The organism is Hallella seregens ATCC 51272, from assembly GCF_000518545.1.
In the GTDB taxonomy this organism is placed as follows: Bacteria; Bacteroidota; Bacteroidia; order Bacteroidales; family Bacteroidaceae; genus Prevotella; species Prevotella seregens.
In genome coordinates this window covers 78569-95358 of record NZ_JADU01000008.1, presented here as the reverse complement: position 1 = coordinate 95358, position 16790 = coordinate 78569, and the positions used below count along the sequence as shown (strand labels likewise).

Genomic DNA, 16790 nt, shown 5'->3' with positions numbered 1-16790 from the left:
TGTGGCCTATCGCGTAGACCACAGGGCGTTGAAGTTTGAGGTTGCAGGGGGCGCAACGGCCTCGCCGTCAGGCCAATAGGATGGGCTCGGACAGCCGGGGACTGTGCGTTGGGCGGCTGGTGGCGACGCGTTGAGGGGTTCGGGTGAGGCCGCCGGGCCCGCGGGGTGCCTTCGTGCAATCCGTAAGGGGACAGTGACATCATTGTGAGGAGGCCTCGTATCATCCGTGAGGCCCCCTAATATAATAAGGTGTAGCGTCGCTTTAGAGCGGGGCAAAGGCCGTGTGCAGGGGCCGGGCGGCGATGCACTCCATCTCGACGAGCCAGCCGGGACGGCACACGCCGGCCTGCACCACGAGGCGGGGCAGCGACGGGCCGAAGCGTTCGGTCAGCATGCGGCCCACGAGCGGCGCGTCGGCGCGGTCGCGCAGGTAGCAGATGAGCATCTTCACGTCGGCCCATCCTGTGCCTCCCTCGGCCAGCAACGCCCCGATGTTGTCCCACACGCGGCGGCACTGGGCGGCCACGTCGCCCGCGTGCATGATTTCGCCCTGCGGGCTGGCGCTGGCCGTGCCCGAGACGAAGACGTGGCGGCGGTCGCCGTAGTCCACCTGTACGCCCCGCTCGAAGCTCACGCCGTAGCGGCTCGTGCGGCTCAGGTGGGCCGGCGCATAGAGATAGCGCAGCTGTCCGCGCTGCAGCCCCGCCACGGCATAGTTGTCGAGTTGCACCAGCACCTTGGGGTTGTTCTGCCGTCCGCCGATGCCGGTCGAGGCGATGAAGTGGGTGCGGTCGCTCATGTTCTGCGTGCGGAACACGTCGTTGCGCGCGCCCACCACGCCGGGATAGTTGTTATCGATGTCGTTGATGAAGAACCAGGTGCGCAGGCAATTGGCCTCGAGCGTGCAGCCCTCGCCGAGCAGCTGCATCACGTAGTCGTTGAGCAGCAGCTTGGTCTGCGCCTCAGAGCCCTGTGCGTCGATGCTGTTGCCGCCGCTCCAGAGGTGGCGGTAGCTGCCGTGTGCGGCCTCGAAGAGCCCGCCGGGGCAGGCGCGTGTCTGCACGCCGGTCATGAGCCAGGCCCACAGCGCCAGCTTGCCTCCGCCGGCGGGCGGCTGCTGCACGGCCGAGACGGCATAGTCGGGACTCTCGAGCTCATAGTTCATGAGGCCGGGAAACTGGTTGGCGGCGTCGCTCATGAAGTAGCGTTTGAACACGGGTTGTGCGCCGAGCTCGCGGCGCAGCGTGTCGAAAGCCTCCATGAGGGCCTTGAGCTGCTCCTCGTAGGTCAGGGTGAAGCCCGCCGGGGCGATGGAGAGCAGGGCGTGGCTCTCGGTCACGCCCTCCGTGCAGGGCAGCGTGCCCAGCTGGATGTCGATGTAGGGATGTGGTGTCATGAGGGGTGGGGTTTGGGGTCAGGCATGTGCCGGGGCGTCGGCCTCGGAGAGGGGTTTCATGGCGATGCACTCGGTCTCGATGAGCCATCCGGGCCGGCACACGGGGGCGTTGACGATGATGTAGGGCGTGTGGGGGAAGCGGCCGGCCATGAGGGAGGCCACCACGGGGTAGTCGGCCACGTCGCGCAGGTAGACGGTCATCTCGGCCACGTCGTCGAATGTGCAGCCGGCCTCGGCCAGCAGGGCCTCGATGTTCTCCCACATGCGCTCCACCTGGCCGCGTATGTCGCCCACGTGGACGATGTTGCCGCGGTTGTCTATGCTGGCCGTGCCCGAGATGAAGACGCGCCGGCGGCCGTCGAAGTCCACGCAGGTGCCGCGCTCGAAGCGCACGCCGTACTCGCTTGTGCGGTTCAGATGGTCCAGTGCATAGAGGTAGTGCACCTGTTCGGGACGTATGCCGCCGATGGCCAGGGCGTTCATCTTGCAGAGCGTGCGGGGGTCGGCGTCGCGCCCGCAGATGCCCGTCGAGGCGATGTAGTGGGTCTGGTCGGTGAGCCCCTCGCGGTCGAACACGTCGTTGCGGGCCCTCACCACGCCGTCGTAGTGGTTGTCAATGTCGTTCACGTAGAGCCAGGTGCGCACGCAATTGGCCGCCAACGTGCAACCATTGCGCCGCAATCGCTCGGCGTATGCGCCGAAAAGGGCGGCCGTTTGCACGTAAGACGTGTCGCCATTTGCCGTATTTTGTGTGGACCACAGCTCGTCGTAGCCGCCGTGCGAGGCGCGGAACAGGTGGTCGTCGACCCGTGCGGTCTGCACGCCTGTCATGAGCCAGGCCCACATGCCCACCTTGCCGCCGCAGAGAGGAGGCTGCTGCACGGTGGAGACGGCGCAGTCGTCCTGCCCCACTGCGGCCCAGAACGCGTCGGCCTGGTTGGCGGCGTCGCTCAGGTAGAACCGCTTGAACACGGGCCGCGCCTCGGCCAGGCCGGGCACTTGGCCGTGGAACCGGCTCGCGAGCAGCTCGTCGTAGGCCTTGAGCAGCCAGCCCAGCTGCTTGCCGAAAGGAGCTTCGGTGGGTTCGAGGGTGAACATGCAGAGGTATTCGCCTACGCCGTTGGCGCCGTCGAGGGCGAAGAGACGGATGAGTACGTGGTCGTTTTGAATCTGCAACTTTTGGGTTTCCATATTGTTTTGTGGTTGTTATGCGTATGCGTGCATGCCCCCGAGAAAGTAGTTCACGCCGAAGTAGGTCATGAGCACGGTGAGGAATGCACAGATGAGGTAGAGGTGGAACGCGCGCGGGCGGCGCAGGGCGGGCAGCGAAGCGGTGTGCATCGGCACGGCGTAGACCATGAGCGTGATGAGCGCCCACGTCTCCTTGGGGTCCCAGCTCCAGTAGCGTCCCCAGCTCACGTTGGCCCACACGGCCCCGAGAAAGATGCCGGCGGCCAGCAGGAACACGGCCGGATAGAGCATGAGGCGGCTCAGCACGGTGAGCTGGTCGGGGCCGTCGGCGGTGTCGGGGCCCGTCGTGGCGTCGCGGCGGCCGCCGCGCGGGGTCAGCAGCAGGGCCAGCACGCCGTTGAGGGCCATGAAGGCCAGCAGGGCGTAGGCCGCCATCGTGATGCTCACGTGGATGCTGAGCAGCGGGCTCTGCAGCACGGGCATGAGGTTGGTAATCTGTGGAGACATCTGCCCCAGGTGGCTTACCAGCAGCGTCAGGCCCGAGAGCAGGAAGCCGAAGGGCAGCACATAGTCCAGCCGCCGCAGGGCCAGCGTGAGGCCCATGAGGGCCAGCGACATGAAGAGCATGGTTTCGTAGCCGTTGCCCAAGGGCACGCGGCCGCCCACATACCAGCGCAGCGCGTAGCCCGCCAGGGCGAAGACGAAGGCCCCTGCCAGCACCGCCCAGCCCGCATGCCACAGTTGCCGCATGGCGCGGCCCGCGCGCGGCCCGCGCGTGCGGCCCATGGCACAGAGCAGGGCGAGGAACGTGGCGAGCCCCATCGTGAGGTTCAGCATGAAGAGGATGGTGGCAAAGGGGATGCGGTTGTAGATGATTTCGGCCTCGACGCGCGCCTCGCTCAGGCGTGGCGCACCGGCGGGCAGGGGCGTAAAGAGCGTGTGCCCCGTGAGCATGAGCACGAGGCCGGCCTGCTCGTCCAGCTCGCGGATGGCCTTGCCCATGGCGTCTTGCCGCTGCTCCTCCTGGATGAGGGGCATGAGTCGGTACTTGCCGTCGGCATCGAAAAGGTCCTGCATGGCGGCATACTTGCCCTCGATGCCCAGCCGGCGGCGCAGCGGGGCGTAGGGAATGCGTATCATGGGCTCGCGCTTCCAGGCCTCGGGGCTCACGAGCCAGCCGTAGACCACCTGCTCGGCCCGCAGCCCACGGTAGCTGCGACGGCCGTAGAGCTTCTGCACGAAGTCGATGGCCACGGTGTTGAGCGGCACCACGCGGCCGTTGTACTCCACCTGGTAGCGGGCCACCTCGCGGGCCTTGGCCTCCTGAATGGTGGGCACGCTGCGGGCGGCGGCCAGGGCGGGCACGGCGAGCAACGCCAGCCCGAAGAGGCGGCGGCGCAGGGCCGGCGAGCGCAGCAGGCGGCGGAACTCCCCGCGGGGGCTCAGCAACGTGAGGACCATGGCCACGGCAAGCAGCGCGTAGCCGGCGTAGGTCAGGGCCGTGCCCCAGGGGTCGTGGTTTACGGTGAGCACCGTTCCCTTGCGGTCGGTGTCGAAATTGGTCTGGTAGAAACGGTAGCCGTGGGTGCTTAGGATGTGGTTCATTGAGATGACGGCCGGACGGGCGTGGCCCGTGGCGCGGTCGGTGCAGGTGACGCGGCTCACGAAATCGGCCGGTGTCTCCGTGCCGGGGTAGGTCGTCACCTCGAAGCGGTCGAGGCGCAGGGCCACGGGCAGGGGCTGCATCTCGTGGCTGCCGCGCGGCATGTAGCTGGTCTCGGGCATGCCCTCGCGCAGGTGGATGCGTCCCTCGCGGCCGGTGAGGAAAGTCACTGCCGCCCCCGTGAGGATGAGCAGCAGGGCTCCGTGCAGCAGGGCCACGGCCGGTCGGCGGTGCAGGCGACGCGTCGCGGCGTAGGCTGCGCCCGCTGCGGCCAGCCCCGCCCACAGGGCGAAGAACCAGGGCGTGTGGTAGATGCTGCGGGCAGCCTGGTCGGTGCCGTGTAGCTTCTCCACCACGGTGCCCGCGGCCAGCACGGCCACGGTGGCCGCGAAGAGCAGTCCCAGCAGGGTCTTGAGCGTCTTTGTCGGCATCACTCGGGGGCTCCGCTGCTTATCCAGTTGTCGATGAGGGTGAGCAGATGGGCGGCACGCTCCTTGTTGAGCATGTCGGCATGGTTCTGGTGCCAGTCGGCCGAGACGTTGGTGTTGAGCACCTGGTGGAGCACGCTGCCGCCCACGTCGCCGGGCTGCACGCGGTTATGGTCCTTGACCTTGACGGACTGCCGGCCCACGAGGGCGGCGTAGCTGTGGCCCTCGGTCAGGTCGAGGCCGGCGGCCGAGCGGCCGTTTCCGCCGTGGCAGGCGGTGCAGCTGGCGTTGAACACGCTCTGCTGCACGGCGTTGAGCATGCTGGTGTTGACCGTTCCGAGGTCTATGCGGATGGTGTCGGTGCCTTTCTCGTTGGCAATGTTGCGGCTGGTGAAGGTCATGATGCGCTGTCGCAGCCGGTTGAGCACGCACACCTGCACGGTCTCTATGCTGCCGCCGATGCCCGAGAGCGACATGGAGACGTGGCCGTTGGCGTCGGCCGTGATGACTTTCGATATGGTGGCGTAGGGCGACCACTCGTCGGCGCTGTTGTCGGTAAACCCGGCCAGCGACACGTCGTAGTCGTCGGGCCAGCTGTCCAGACCGGTCAGCGTGCCCTCTACCTTGACCACTTTGCCGCCCTCGGCCACGTGCTCGGCCTCGTGGATGGGGCCGTCGTCGCACGCGGCAAGGCAGAGCGCGAGGCCGAGGAGGGCCGGCAGGGCCGGGCTTTTGTGTGTAAGGATGTTCATGGCAGTGGGTTTAGAAGGCGTATTGCAGCATCACACAGGCCGTGTGGGTGGCTATGCCGAGGTCGTCGAGGTCGCGGTCGAGCTGGGTGTCGTGGCCCCATCGGCCGATGTACTGGTACATGGCGGAGACCTTGATGTTGGTCTTCGGCACGAAATAGTTGCATACCACGGCCGGCGAGTTCAGGCTGCCGTCCTTGTGGTTGCCGTTGCGGTCCATCCAGTCGTAGCGCAGACCGAGCTGCCAGTCGCGGCCGACGAAGTAGCCCAGCTGGGCGTAGGCACCCATGTAATTGTAGCTTTCGTCGATCTTCTGGCGCTTGGTGAATCCCATGTTCATGTAGTAAGCCTCGGCGGCCACCGACCAGCGGCCGCTGAGCAGGGCGAAGTCCACGCCGGCGCGGAAGTCGTTGGTCGACTCGTATTCGGCCTCGTTGTTGTAGTTGGCCGAGAGGCCGATGACGTATTTCGTGCCCAGCTGCGTGAGGTTGGGGTTGCCCTGGCTCATCGGCATCGGGCCGTTGCCCTGGAAAGTGAGGCGTGCGGCATAGAGCAGCGAGGGCAGATGGTTGTCGTCGCTGATGGTCTTCGTGGCGGTGTTGACGGTTCCGCCGGTTCCGTTGAACAGGCCCAGCTCGTAGCCCCACTTGTTGGCAATGAGGCCGTGCATCTTGAAACCGAGGTCCCAGCCCGTGTTGATCGGCGGTGTGACGGCGTTGAGACTGTGGGGAAGAATGACGGCACTGGTGAGCGATGTGGGCATCATGGGGAAGAGCGTCTCGCCCAGCGTGGTGAGGAAAGCGGCGGCAAAGGGCGTCTTCTGCTTGCCCGCGCGGAAGCGGAGGGCGGGGCTCACGGCATAGTCTATCCAGGCTTGTTGCAGGATGGCCCCGCCGGTGGCGGCCGCGTTCACGCAGATGTTGTAGTCAATCTTGCCGAACGCCCTGCCCGTGAAGCCGATGATGCCGAACGGAATGGCGAAGCCCGAGTTGGCAATGTTGTCTTGATTGTAGGCCTTGTCGAGGCCCTCGTCGGCATAATAGTTGTAGGTGAGCGTGGTTTGAAGCATGAGATAGGGCTTCAGGATGAAGCGGCCGTCGGCCGACTGCAGGGAGAAGCCGCGGTTGTCGGCAATGGGAAGCACGCCGTTCTCCATGTCGTAGTGGGTGGCCTGGCGGCCGGAGGCCTGCGGAGCGGCGGCTATGGAGTCGAGGCGGGCGGCGGTGGCGTGGAGTGAGGCTGCGGCCTTGCCCAGGGCATTGTCCTCGGGAGCAGCGGGGTTGGCTGTCTCGGCGCAGACGGTTGCAGACAGGCTGGCTGCGACGATGGCAGCAAAAATGCAGTTGATTTTCATATCGTGATGTCTTTTCTGGTTTGTTTTCGGATGTCGGTTACAGGCTCCACAGGAAGCGGATGAGCTGGGCGCGCTGGGCCTTGGAGTAGTGGGCGAAGACCTGTTTGCTGGCCTCGGCCTCGCCGCCGTGCCACATGATGGCCTCGGTGAAGTTGCGGGCGCGGCCGTCGTGCAGGAAGTAGGTGTGGCCGTTGACGAGCTGCTGCAGGCCGATGCCCCAGAGCGGGGTGGTGCGCCACTCGTTGCCGCGGGCCAGTCCGCTCACCATATTGTCGTTGAGGCCCACGCCCATGATCTCCGATCCCATGTCGTGGAGCAGGAAATCAGAGTAGGGATGGATGGTCTGGCGGCCGCCGAGCCAGGGCAAAGTGAGGCCGGCCAGCAGGGTGGAACCGCGTTTGTTGGTGTGGAGCGTGGTGACATGGCACAGGTGGCAGCCGGCCTTGTAGAAAAGTTTCTCGCCCGCCTGCACGTCGGGGTCGTTCACGTCGCGGCGCGCCGGCACGCCGAGGCTGTGCAGATAGAGGTCCACGGCCTCCATGTCGGCTGTGCTCACGTCGAGCTTTTCATAGCTCAGCCCCATCATCGAGCCCTCTTCTATCTGTCTCTGCCCGCGGCATATCTCCTCGGGGTAGCGGCTGTTGGTGAGGCCCATGTCGGAGGAATAGCCCAGCTCCACGGTGAGGTCGCCGTGGTGTGCCTTGTTGCCGCCCACGCCAATCTGGCTCACGTTACGCTCTGAGACGACGTTGCAGCGGCCGCTGATGCCCCAGCGCGGGTAGTTGCTGCGGGCTGCGAGCTGCTGTATCTCGGTACGGTCGAGGGCCATAATCTGGCCCTGGCCCACGTGGCGCAGCGGTATGCGCACGGAGATGAACAGGTCTTCGGGGCGGATGCTGTCGGCATACCACTTGGTAATGCTGAAGCGAGGGTAGCAGAGCGTGTAGCGTTCGCCGTCGGGGAAGCGGTAGACGGCCGAGTCGATCTCAAAGTGAATCTCGCCCTCGGGGGTCACGCCGTAGATGGTGTTGTCGTGGATCACGCGGCCGTAGTTCTGGAAAAACTTGCCATTGCGCCGTGTCACGTAGCAAAGCATCGAGGTGAAGCCGTACTCGCCCGTGGCTTTTCGGCTGCCGTTCTTAAAGGCAGTCCAGTACGAGGGCTCGGTGCGGCCCGCGTTGCGGTGGCAGCCGCCGCAGCTGTAACCGGCATAAACCGGGCCCAAGCCACCGCCGGCATGGTTGTAGTTGCTGGTGGCCACGTTGTCGTAGAGCCGGTCGCCCTTGTTGAACAGGGCGTTGTACTCGCCCGAGATCCAGCTGGCCGGCTGGTCGTAGGAGAATGCCGACCGCGAGAACTCGGTGGCCGTGCCGGCCGAGAGGGCGTAGCCTGCGGGCACGTCCACGTCGGCAATGGTGAGCTGCCCGTCGTTGTCTTCACAGGCCGACAGGGCCAAGGCTCCGAGAAGCAGGAATGAATACTTGATGGGATTCATGAATGGGGATATTTTTAACGATTTCTTTTAGCGCACAAGAGCGAAGACCGGAGTTGGGAACTCTCGGCCTTCGCTTCATGTCTTTGGACGGAAAGAGGCTTAGCGAATGGTGCGAGCCTTGCCGTTCTTGAAGATGAGGAACTCCAAAGTGTGGAATCCGCGCAGAGCTTGGCTGGCTCCGATGCTGGCGTCATCCTCGTTGAACTCGCCGGTCCACTCCAGATCGGCCCATTTCTGCGACTTCAGCACGTTCATGATGCCGTCCTGGTCGAGGGGCCAAGTGTCCATGTTGGGGTCGAGACCCTTGTCTGAAACGGGGCCGAAGAGGAAAGCCTCGGACGACTCCCACGGCTGGCGGGCCGCAATCCAGGCCTCGCAGCAGGCGGCGAAAGCGGCGTTGGAGGGCTTTTCCTCAAAGGCCACCACTTTCTTATAGAGGTTGGTGTTGAGGTCGAGCAGGTCCTTGTAGGTGGGCAGGATGACGGCATCCACCACTTGGGCAACGACCGGAGCGAGCTCGGCTTCGGTGTTGGCTTTCTCGCTGAAGAAGGTCTTCAGCTCCTTGGAGAGCAGCGACTGCAGGGTGGCGCAGGCGGTTTGGGCCTTCACCGACTCGGCCGAGTTGATGTGGTTGCGGAAAGGTTGCGGAATGTCTTGTATGGCCTTGATGGCGGCGTCGATGGCAGCCACGACCTGAGTGTGGAGTCCCGGGTTCTTGGCCTCCACCACTTTGTACATGGAATTGGCGGCCGGCGTCTTGCTCATGCTGCCGATATTCTTGTCGTAGACCCCGTAGTAGGCATTGCGGATGGACAGAATGTTGTTGGAATAGTCCAGTCGCGAGTGCCAGCTGTACCACGACTCCACGGCGTAGAGACCGGCGCGCATGCTCTTTTTATCGGGGTATTTGGTGGTGTAGAGCTTGTAGGGATCGCCGATTTTGGCCTCGCCCACCTCGTTGGCAATGTCGGACATGCCGTCGAGTACCTGCTCCACACAGGCCAGGCTGGTGGTCAAACCTTTCAGCTTGAGCCCCTTGAACTGACTGCCATAAGAGGCTCCTCCGTTGAAGCTGACGGCCCAATCGTTGTAGAGTGTAGTGGCATCTTTGACGAGCAGGTTGCCTACCACGCGCATGTAGTTGCCCCACGCCTTTGCACGGGCAGAGGTGTATTCCACGGTGTCTTCGGCATCAATCTCGGCGATAATCTTCTCGTCGTTGGTCTGTGCTGTCCCATTTCCCTTGTTGTCGTCGCCGCATGATACGAACGTGAGGCCCATGGAGAGCAACCCCAGAAGCAATAAACTCTTTTTCATGTTACTGTCTGATTACGTTAAAAATATAGTGGTTGTTTATTTGTTTGTCGACTGACTTTATTTCTTGGCGAGGTAGAGAGCGTAGGCCACGCCGATGCGCAGCTCGTTTTCGGAGTTGTAACGGCCCTTGCCGAAGAGGCTGTGGGTGCCGAACTGGCGGGTGGCGTAGTCGGCCTTGACCACGAGGCAGGGCAGGGGCCGCCAGTTGAGGCCGCACGCCCACATGCTCACCTGGGTGCGTGGGTCGGCAGCAGTGCCGGCCGACATGCTTTCCTGCGGGTTGTAGTAGTCGTAGTGGGCGTAGGGATAAATGGCGGGAAACTTCACGCCGGGGAAGAAACCGGCCAGGTTGAAGCCCAGTTCGGCGCTATAGGTAAGGGCGTGAGAGCCCACGCCGCGGTTGCGGGTGCCGTAGGGCGAGGCCGACGAAACGGAGGCGGCACTCACCTGGTCTGAGGCCGAGAGGTAGCCGTGGAGCACGTTGGCACGGGCCGTGACGTAGCGGCCGACGTACTGGGCGTCGAACGAATACATGAAGACGTTGACCTTGTTCAGGGCTTCATAGTTCACCAGCTTCTCGCAGTTCTTGCCCGAATTGGGGTTGTAGTAGGCGCTTACACCCAGCCGAAGCCCGGGCACGCCTGTCCAATTGAGGCGCGCGGTGTAGGCGGGCGAGGTGAAGTTGTCGAACTCGAAGGCTCCCTGCTTGCCGCCCTTCACCCATTCGTACTTGCCGAATCCGTCGGGGTTGAGGCCGCTGGTGATGAGGGCCTCGTAGTCGAACGAGGCCAGGCCGCGGCCGAACGAGCCGAAGAACTCGAGGCCCGTCTCGTGCCAGGTGGAGGGAATGATGGAGGTTTCGCCCTCGGGACGTGCTGGGGTGAAGAAGTTGAGCGGCTCGTGATGGGTGTTGGTAAGGCCCATGGGCACGACGAGATGGCCCACGCGCACGTTGAACGCCGGCACGACAAGACGGGTGATGTGGAACTGCTCGAGCGCCACCTCGCCGCCCTTTTCGGTCTCGGTCTCGTATTCGCCGTTCTCGGAACCCGAGCCCGACTCTATCTCATAGGCCGTGCCTACGCCGCCAGCCTCGAACTCAACTTCGACTCCAAGTATCCATTTGCTGGACAGTTTGTAGTCGCCCGAGAGCACGAAGCGCGGAATAGAAATCTCGTTGTGTTTGATTTTTGTGTTGCCTTGGGCGGTGCCGGCAAAGCGATTCAGGCCGTAATCCTTGAAGCGGGCCAGCATCTCGCCATAGCCGCCGATGCGGTATTTGCTGAATGCGGTATCCTGGGCAGCCGGTGGCTGGGCGGCAAACGCGGGGGCGGAGAGGCTCAGGCACGCCAGCAGCGCGATGGCCAGTCCCTTGTTTGACTTGTTCATATCAGTATCGTTGATGTCTGTAATTCGGCTTTCGGGACTCAGTTTGATTCCGGACTACAAAGTTACGGCCGAATCGCGAACCGCGCAATACCTACAAGTGGGTATATTTGCAGGGTCATTATTTTTAGGTATTATACCGCGAAAAAGGCAAAAAGGCGGCCGATTCTGTTGTCAATGTCCCAGTTTTTTAGTTATTTTGCACCTATTATTCACAACGAACAGACAGATGAAGAATCAGAAGATGTATGAGCCCGACGATAAACTAATCTCTATTATCCGGGACAATTACAATACGCTGCAGAGCCTCGGCTCGTTCGGCATCAACCTGGGCTTCGGCGACAAGACGGTGAAAGAGGTGTGCGAGGACCAGGATGTGGACACCTACACTTTCCTGGCCGTGGTCAATTACACCATCAACGGCTACCGCGACTACGACGACGCCGACCGCCTGTCCATCCCTACGCTGCTGCAATACCTCAAGGCCAGCCATGCCTACTACCTCGACTTCCAGCTGCCCTTCATCCGCAAGGCCCTTACCGACGCGCTCGACGAGAACGACAACCTGGCCCGACTCATCATGAAGCTCTACGATGAGTACGCCCACAGCATACGCAACCACATGCAGTATGAGGAGAAAACGGTGTTCCCCTACGTCGAAGCACTCGGGCAAGGCAACGCCCCCACCAACTACGACATCGAGACTTTCTCGAAGCACCACAACCAGACCGACCAGAAACTCAAGGAGCTGAAGAACATCATCATCAAGTACCTGCCGTCCGACGGGCTGCACAACAACCAGCTCTCGGCCGCCCTCTACGACATCTACAACTGCGAGCAGTGGCTCATGGAACACGCCGAAGTGGAAGACGAGATCCTCATCCCCGCCATACGCCGGCTCGAAATGAAGTCGAAGCAGAGCGACGTGAGCGTCAAGATCAGCAACATGATTAACCACAACGCCGAGTCGCAGGAGACATTGTCCGACCGTGAAAAGGACGTCATCGTGGCCTTGGTGCAGGGCATGACCAACAAGGAGATAGCCAACCACCTCTGCATCTCCATCAACACCGTCATCACCCACCGCCGCAACATCGCCCGCAAGCTGCAAATCCACTCGCCGGCCGGGCTCACCATCTATGCCATCGTGAACAATCTTGTGGACATCAGCACCGTGAAACTGTGATGGAAAGGCCCAAAATAGCCGTCGTCGACGCCAACACGCTCGCCGTACTGGGCTTGAAACAGCTGTTGCAGACCGTGGTTCCCATCATGGACGTGTCGGCTTTCGGCTCGTTTGCCGAGCTGGAGGCCAACCGCCCCGACAGCTTCTTCCACTACTTCGTGGCCCAGAGCATCGTGCTCGGGCACCGCCGGTTCTTCCTGGACCGCCGGCAGAAGACCATCGTGCTCACCATGAACACCGACCCGGCCACGCAGCCGACGGGCTTCCACTGCCTGTGCATCAACGTGCCCGAGGCGCAGCTCGTGCGCTCGTTGCTCGCACTCGAGCAGCACGCCCATGCCCACGGCCGCAATCTTCCGTCCATGCCCCGCGCCCTCACCGGCAAGCTGTTGAGCGACCGCGAGATAGAGGTGCTCAGCCTTATCGTGCAGGGTTACATCAACAAGGAGGTGGGCGAGCGGCTCAACATCGGCCTCACCACGGTCATCACCCACCGTAAGCGCATCATGGAGAAGCTGGGCATGAAGAGCGTCTCGGCCCTCACCATCTATGCCGTGACCCACGGCTACGTGGACATCAACAAGATATGACGGCCATCCCCGGCTTTCACCATGGGTGAGGGCCGGGGATGTTGCGGGGAGCCTGGGCCTAATTATAGGATGGTTTAGGCCGAAATGATAGGATTTGATAGGATGTTATAGGAGGATGATAGGCTGTGTTTTGCAGGACGGTATGGGTTGTTATGAGATTTTATAGGCCGTATTCGCAATGGGTTTACGGCGTATTCATCGGACGAATACGCCGTATTTGCCCGATGTTTGCGGCGTGTTCGTGAAGCGTGTACACGTTAAAACAGACGGGTGTACACGCTGAAGCAGGTGGTTGTGCGGCGTTCCTCTCCTTATTCGCCTATGGGCTGGCAGCACCATCGCGTCACTTTGAGCATGACGGCCATGCCCGGAATCTCCTTGAGCAGGAAGTAATGCTTGTTGGACCGCACCAGTTTGCCCTGCAATCCCCGGAGCGGACCGTGGGTGACACGGACGGGAGTGCCCGCCTTGAGCCGTGCCTGCTCCTGGGAGAGGTAGCGTTTCATGAGGATGTCGGGGTTGCACATGGCCTGGAACTCCTGCATCTGATGGGCCGGAATCTCGCAGTAGTCCTGCCGGTCGCGGCTTTTGCGGATGACGGCCATCTTGTAGTCGAGCCCGTGCAGCAGGGTGCGCAGCTCCTCCTCCTCCATGGTTTTGCGGATGAAGATGAGGTTGTGCACCACGGGCCGCAGCTCGTGACGGATGTGGTGCGTGCGGTCCTCGCGGTCCCGATACTCCATGGGGATGTAGATGTCAAGGCCGAGCGACTTCAGGTGTTCGGCCACTTCGGACTGCCGCAGCGTGAAGAGGCGCAGGGCGTACCACGGCCGGTCGTCCTGCATGCCGGTGTCGGCGGCCGGCAACAGGGCCTCTTCGCTGCTGTCGGGACTGGGGTGCGGGGCCACGGTCAGAACTCGGAGGTGAAGTGAAACTTGATGGCTTTGAAGTCCTGCTGGGCCATGGCGAGCACGTATCCCGAGTCGGCCAGGAACACGTCGCGGCCCTCAATGTCCTTGGCCATGTACTGGTACTTGCGCTTCTTGAAGTTGTCGAGCTCGTCGGCGTCCTCGGCTTCTATCCAGCATGCCTTGTGCAGGTGCACCGGTTCCCAGCGGCACTTGGCGCCGTACTCGTGCTCCAGCCGGTACTGGATGACCTCAAACTGCAGCTGCCCCACGGTGCCCACGATACGTCGGCCGTTGAACTGGTTGACAAAGAGCTGTGCCACGCCCTCGTTCATGAGCTGTTCGAGGCCCTTGGCAAACTGTTTGGACTTCATCGGGTCGTCGTTTTCGATGTATTTGAACAGCTCGGGCGAGAACGATGGCAGCCCGCGGAAGTGCAGGTCTTCGCCTTCGGTGAGCGTGTCGCCTATCTTGAAGATGCCGTTGTCGGGCAGTCCCACGATGTCGCCGGGCCATGCCTCGTCGACGGTGCTCTTGCGCTGGGCCATGAACTGCGTGGGCGAGGAGAAGCGAACGGTCTTGCCCAGCCGCACGTGCAGGTAGGGCTGGTTGCGCACGAAACGGCCCGAACAGATTTTGCAAAAGGCGATGCACGAGCGGTGGTTGGGGTCGATGTTGGCCGTTATCTTGAACACGAAGCCCGTAAACTTGTCTTCTTCGGGCTCCACCGTGCGTTCCTCGGCCTTGGTGGGACGGGGGCTCGGGGCTATTTCGACGAAGCAGTCGAGCAGCTCCTGCACGCCGAAGTTGTTGAGCGCCGAGCCAAAGAACACGGGAGCCACCTGGCCCCCGCGGTAGTCGGCCACGTCGAACGCCGGGTAGACGCCGTCCACCAGCTCCAGGTCGTCGCGCAGTTGCCGGGCCTCGCGCTCGCCCACGGTCTGGTCGAGCTCGGCCGACGCGACGTCGACGGCCACTTTCTCCGTCACCCGCTGCTTGTTGGGCGTGAAGAGGTTGAGCTGCCGTTCATAGATGTTGTACACGCCCTTGAACTTCTGTCCCTGGCCGATGGGCCACGAAAGGGGCCGCACATGGATCTGGAGTTCCTCTTCGAGCTCGTCGAGCAAGTCGAAGGGGTCGCGGCCTTCGCGGTCCATCTTGTTGATGAAGATGATGACGGGGGTGTTGCGCATGCGGCACACCTCCATGAGTTTGCGGGTCTGCGCCTCCACGCCCTTGGCCGAGTCGACCACGATGATGGCCGAGTCCACGGCGGTAAGGGTGCGGTAAGTGTCTTCGGCGAAGTCCTGGTGGCCGGGCGTGTCGAGGATGTTCACCTTGTAAGGCTCGCCTTCCTGCGCGTCAGGCAGGTAGTCGAACTCCATCACCGAGGTGGAAACCGAGATGCCTCTTTGCTTTTCAATGTCCATCCAGTCGGAGGTGGCCGTCTTGCGAATCTTGTTGCTTTTCACGGCGCCGGCCACCTGAATCTGCCCGCCGAAGAGCAGGAACTTCTCGGTGAGCGTGGTTTTTCCGGCGTCCGGATGGGAGATGATGGCGAACGTCCGCCGCCTTTCTATTTCTTTCATGCAGTGATTTGGTTTGATGGCTTACCCCTGCTCCAGCAGCCGCGCCTCGCACTTGCGCAGGCTGTCTTCCCAGTAAGGGATGCTGATGCCGAAAGCGGACTTGAACTTTGTCTTGTCGAGCACGCTGTAGGCAGGCCGCACAACGGGCGAGGGGAACTCGTCGCTGTGGCAGGGCTGGATGTCGCAGGCCGTGTGTCCGGCCAGCTGCGCTATCTTCTTGGTGAAGTCGTACCAGGAGGTGACGCCCTCGTTGGAGTAGTGGTAGACGCCCGATCGGCCCTCGAACTTGCGGTGCTCCACGATGTCGAAGATGGCCTCGGCCAGGTCGCCGGCGTAGGTTGGCGTACCCGTCTGGTCGAACACCACCTTGAGGCTGGGCTTGGTGGCCGTGAGCTGGAGCATGGTTTTCACGAAGTTGTGGCCGTACTCGGAGTAGAGCCAGGCCGTGCGGAAGATGAGATGGTCCACGCCCGTGCCCTGGATGCGCTGTTCGCCGTGCAGCTTGGTCAGTCCGTACACGCCCGTCGGCGTGCCTTTCTGGTCTTCCTTGCAGGGCGTGTTGTAGGGGTCGCCGCCGAAAACGTAGTCGGTGGAGATGTGCACGAGCAGCCCTCCAACCTCTTTCATGGCGCGTGCGAGGTTTTCGGGGGCCGTGGCATTGAGGGTCTCCACGATGTCGCCGGCCGTTTCGGCCTTGTCCACATTGGTCCAGGCGGCGCAGTTGATGATACACTTCACGTCATTGTCGCGCACCGCCCGTCGGACGGCTTCGAGGCTGGTGATGTCGAGTTTCTCGTAGCCCTCGCACACATCAGTGAAGATGTAGCGGTCGGCTGCGGACTTTTGGCTGGCGCGCTGAATGGCGTTGCCGAGCTGTCCGTTGGCTCCTGTCACTAAGATATTCATTTATTCAAATTTAAGTCCTTCGTCACGATTCTTGATATAATAGTCGCTCAGCATGCCCACAAAGGTGGAAATCTCCTGGATGGCGTGGGTGGTCTCGGGTGAAACAGCCTTTTGTTGCAGCTTGAGCAGCATCATGCCGTAGAGCGCGTCGAGGCAAGTCTCCACCTCGTTGAGCTCCTTGTCGCCCTTGTTGCGCAGCTCCACGATGAAGGGAAGCACCTTGTAGTACTCGGCGTTGTAGAACGGGAACTTCGTCGATTCCAGCAGCTGGTGGTGCAGTTCGGCCAGGTCTTGCAGCACCACGCGGTTGATTTGCAGGTGCCCTCCCTCGCGCCGTCCCTCCTCGTTCATCATGCGGATGAGGTTGCCGAACCAGTCGGTCTCCTCCTCTTTCTGCGCCTCGGTGTAGTCGAACCGGTCGATATACTCCTTGCGTATGCGGCTCAGCGAGCAGCCGTAGGCGCGGATGAGGTCTTCCATCTGCCACATGTAGAGCAGGTATTCGGCGATGGAGGTCTTGCGTATTTCTTGAGCGATAAACATGGATGAGCGTCTATATATAATAAGGTGTGTCTTTGCAGCCGTTGCGCCGTGCCCTTTCCAAAGCGCGGGGCCCGGCCCGTTGCGGGCCC

Annotated in this window: 14 protein-coding genes; 2 read left to right on the top strand and 12 right to left on the bottom strand. The window is 62.4% G+C overall.

Annotated features, from left to right (window positions below; all coding sequences use genetic code 11):
• Window positions 1–262: 262 nt before the first annotated feature.
• From L888_RS0103415 to L888_RS0103380, 8 genes are all read right to left on the bottom strand, one after another.
• Entirely contained in the window at window positions 263–1396 is a 1134-nt protein-coding gene (locus tag L888_RS0103415) for a Rid family hydrolase (protein ID WP_044248540.1), read from the bottom strand.
• 18 nt (window positions 1397–1414) lie between these two features.
• Window positions 1415–2587, bottom strand: a complete 1173-nt coding sequence (locus L888_RS0103410) for a Rid family hydrolase (RefSeq protein ID WP_027951881.1) — start codon at window positions 2585–2587, stop codon at window positions 1415–1417.
• A 15-nt stretch (window positions 2588–2602) separates the two neighbouring features.
• Window positions 2603–4681, bottom strand: coding sequence for a cytochrome c biogenesis protein CcsA (ccsA, locus tag L888_RS0103405; RefSeq protein ID WP_027951880.1), 2079 nt, complete (start codon window positions 4679–4681; stop codon window positions 2603–2605).
• On the bottom strand, window positions 4681–5430 hold the full coding sequence (locus L888_RS0103400; RefSeq protein WP_027951879.1) for a hypothetical protein: 750 nt from the start codon (window positions 5428–5430) through the stop codon (window positions 4681–4683). Before L888_RS0103400 ends, ccsA begins: the two co-directional genes overlap by 1 nt.
• Before the next feature lie 10 nt (window positions 5431–5440).
• On the bottom strand, window positions 5441–6781 hold the full coding sequence (locus L888_RS0103395; protein WP_052323272.1) for a porin: 1341 nt from the start codon (window positions 6779–6781) through the stop codon (window positions 5441–5443).
• A 37-nt stretch (window positions 6782–6818) separates the two neighbouring features.
• A complete protein-coding gene (locus tag L888_RS0103390; protein WP_027951877.1) occupies window positions 6819–8276 on the bottom strand; it encodes a di-heme oxidoredictase family protein in 1458 nt (485 codons plus the stop codon).
• A 99-nt stretch (window positions 8277–8375) separates the two neighbouring features.
• Window positions 8376–9593, bottom strand: a complete 1218-nt coding sequence (locus tag L888_RS0103385; RefSeq protein ID WP_027951876.1) for an imelysin family protein — start codon at window positions 9591–9593, stop codon at window positions 8376–8378.
• 57 nt (window positions 9594–9650) lie between these two features.
• Window positions 9651–10982 carry a hypothetical protein gene (locus L888_RS0103380; protein ID WP_027951875.1) on the bottom strand — a complete coding sequence of 444 codons (1332 nt, stop codon included), beginning with the start codon at window positions 10980–10982 and terminating at the stop codon, window positions 9651–9653.
• Window positions 10983–11208: 226 nt separating this feature from the next.
• On the opposite strand from L888_RS0103380, the gene L888_RS0103375 reads away from it, so the two are divergent.
• Together L888_RS0103375 and L888_RS0103370 are read left to right on the top strand one after the other, a co-directional pair.
• Entirely contained in the window at window positions 11209–12165 is a 957-nt protein-coding gene (locus L888_RS0103375; protein WP_005847255.1) for a LuxR C-terminal-related transcriptional regulator, read from the top strand.
• Complete coding sequence (locus L888_RS0103370) at window positions 12165–12755, top strand: helix-turn-helix transcriptional regulator (RefSeq protein WP_027951874.1); 591 nt, start codon at window positions 12165–12167, stop codon at window positions 12753–12755. The genes L888_RS0103375 and L888_RS0103370 overlap by 1 nt, the downstream gene beginning before the upstream one ends.
• A gap of 311 nt (window positions 12756–13066) precedes the next feature.
• On the opposite strand, the gene L888_RS0103365 is transcribed toward L888_RS0103370, so the two are convergent.
• Genes L888_RS0103365 through L888_RS0103350 form a run of 4 tightly spaced genes read right to left on the bottom strand, consistent with a single transcriptional unit; the run spans window position 13067 to window position 16701 of the window.
• On the bottom strand, window positions 13067–13663 hold the full coding sequence (locus L888_RS0103365) for a UpxY family transcription antiterminator (RefSeq protein ID WP_027951873.1): 597 nt from the start codon (window positions 13661–13663) through the stop codon (window positions 13067–13069).
• A gap of 2 nt (window positions 13664–13665) precedes the next feature.
• Window positions 13666–15252, bottom strand: a complete 1587-nt coding sequence (locus tag L888_RS0103360) for a peptide chain release factor 3 (RefSeq protein ID WP_027951872.1) — start codon at window positions 15250–15252, stop codon at window positions 13666–13668.
• A gap of 21 nt (window positions 15253–15273) precedes the next feature.
• Entirely contained in the window at window positions 15274–16158 is an 885-nt protein-coding gene (gene rfbD, locus L888_RS0103355) for a dTDP-4-dehydrorhamnose reductase (RefSeq protein ID WP_027951871.1), read from the bottom strand.
• Window positions 16159–16701 carry a DUF4924 family protein gene (locus L888_RS0103350; RefSeq protein ID WP_005847265.1) on the bottom strand — a complete coding sequence of 181 codons (543 nt, stop codon included), beginning with the start codon at window positions 16699–16701 and terminating at the stop codon, window positions 16159–16161.
• Window positions 16702–16790 lie beyond the last annotated feature (89 nt).

Excerpts from the sequence above, each read along its gene's own strand:
- L888_RS0103375 (WP_005847255.1), top strand. The coding sequence starts at position 11,209 with ATGAAGAATCAGAAGATGTATGAGCCCGACGATAAACTAATCTCTATT.
- ccsA (WP_027951880.1), bottom strand. The coding sequence starts at position 4,681 with ATGCCGACAAAGACGCTCAAGACCCTGCTGGGACTGCTCTTCGCGGCC.
- L888_RS0103380 (WP_027951875.1), bottom strand. The coding sequence starts at position 10,982 with ATGAACAAGTCAAACAAGGGACTGGCCATCGCGCTGCTGGCGTGCCTG.
- L888_RS0103385 (WP_027951876.1), bottom strand. The coding sequence starts at position 9,593 with ATGAAAAAGAGTTTATTGCTTCTGGGGTTGCTCTCCATGGGCCTCACG.
- L888_RS0103410 (WP_027951881.1), bottom strand. The coding sequence starts at position 2,587 with ATGGAAACCCAAAAGTTGCAGATTCAAAACGACCACGTACTCATCCGT.
- L888_RS0103395 (WP_052323272.1), bottom strand. The coding sequence starts at position 6,781 with ATGAAAATCAACTGCATTTTTGCTGCCATCGTCGCAGCCAGCCTGTCT.
- L888_RS0103390 (WP_027951877.1), bottom strand. The coding sequence starts at position 8,276 with ATGAATCCCATCAAGTATTCATTCCTGCTTCTCGGAGCCTTGGCCCTG.
- L888_RS0103415 (WP_044248540.1), bottom strand. The coding sequence starts at position 1,396 with ATGACACCACATCCCTACATCGACATCCAGCTGGGCACGCTGCCCTGC.
- L888_RS0103360 (WP_027951872.1), bottom strand. The coding sequence starts at position 15,252 with ATGAAAGAAATAGAAAGGCGGCGGACGTTCGCCATCATCTCCCATCCG.
- L888_RS0103400 (WP_027951879.1), bottom strand. The coding sequence starts at position 5,430 with ATGAACATCCTTACACACAAAAGCCCGGCCCTGCCGGCCCTCCTCGGC.
- L888_RS0103370 (WP_027951874.1), top strand. The coding sequence starts at position 12,165 with ATGGAAAGGCCCAAAATAGCCGTCGTCGACGCCAACACGCTCGCCGTA.
- rfbD (WP_027951871.1), bottom strand. The coding sequence starts at position 16,158 with ATGAATATCTTAGTGACAGGAGCCAACGGACAGCTCGGCAACGCCATT.
- L888_RS0103350 (WP_005847265.1), bottom strand. The coding sequence starts at position 16,701 with ATGTTTATCGCTCAAGAAATACGCAAGACCTCCATCGCCGAATACCTG.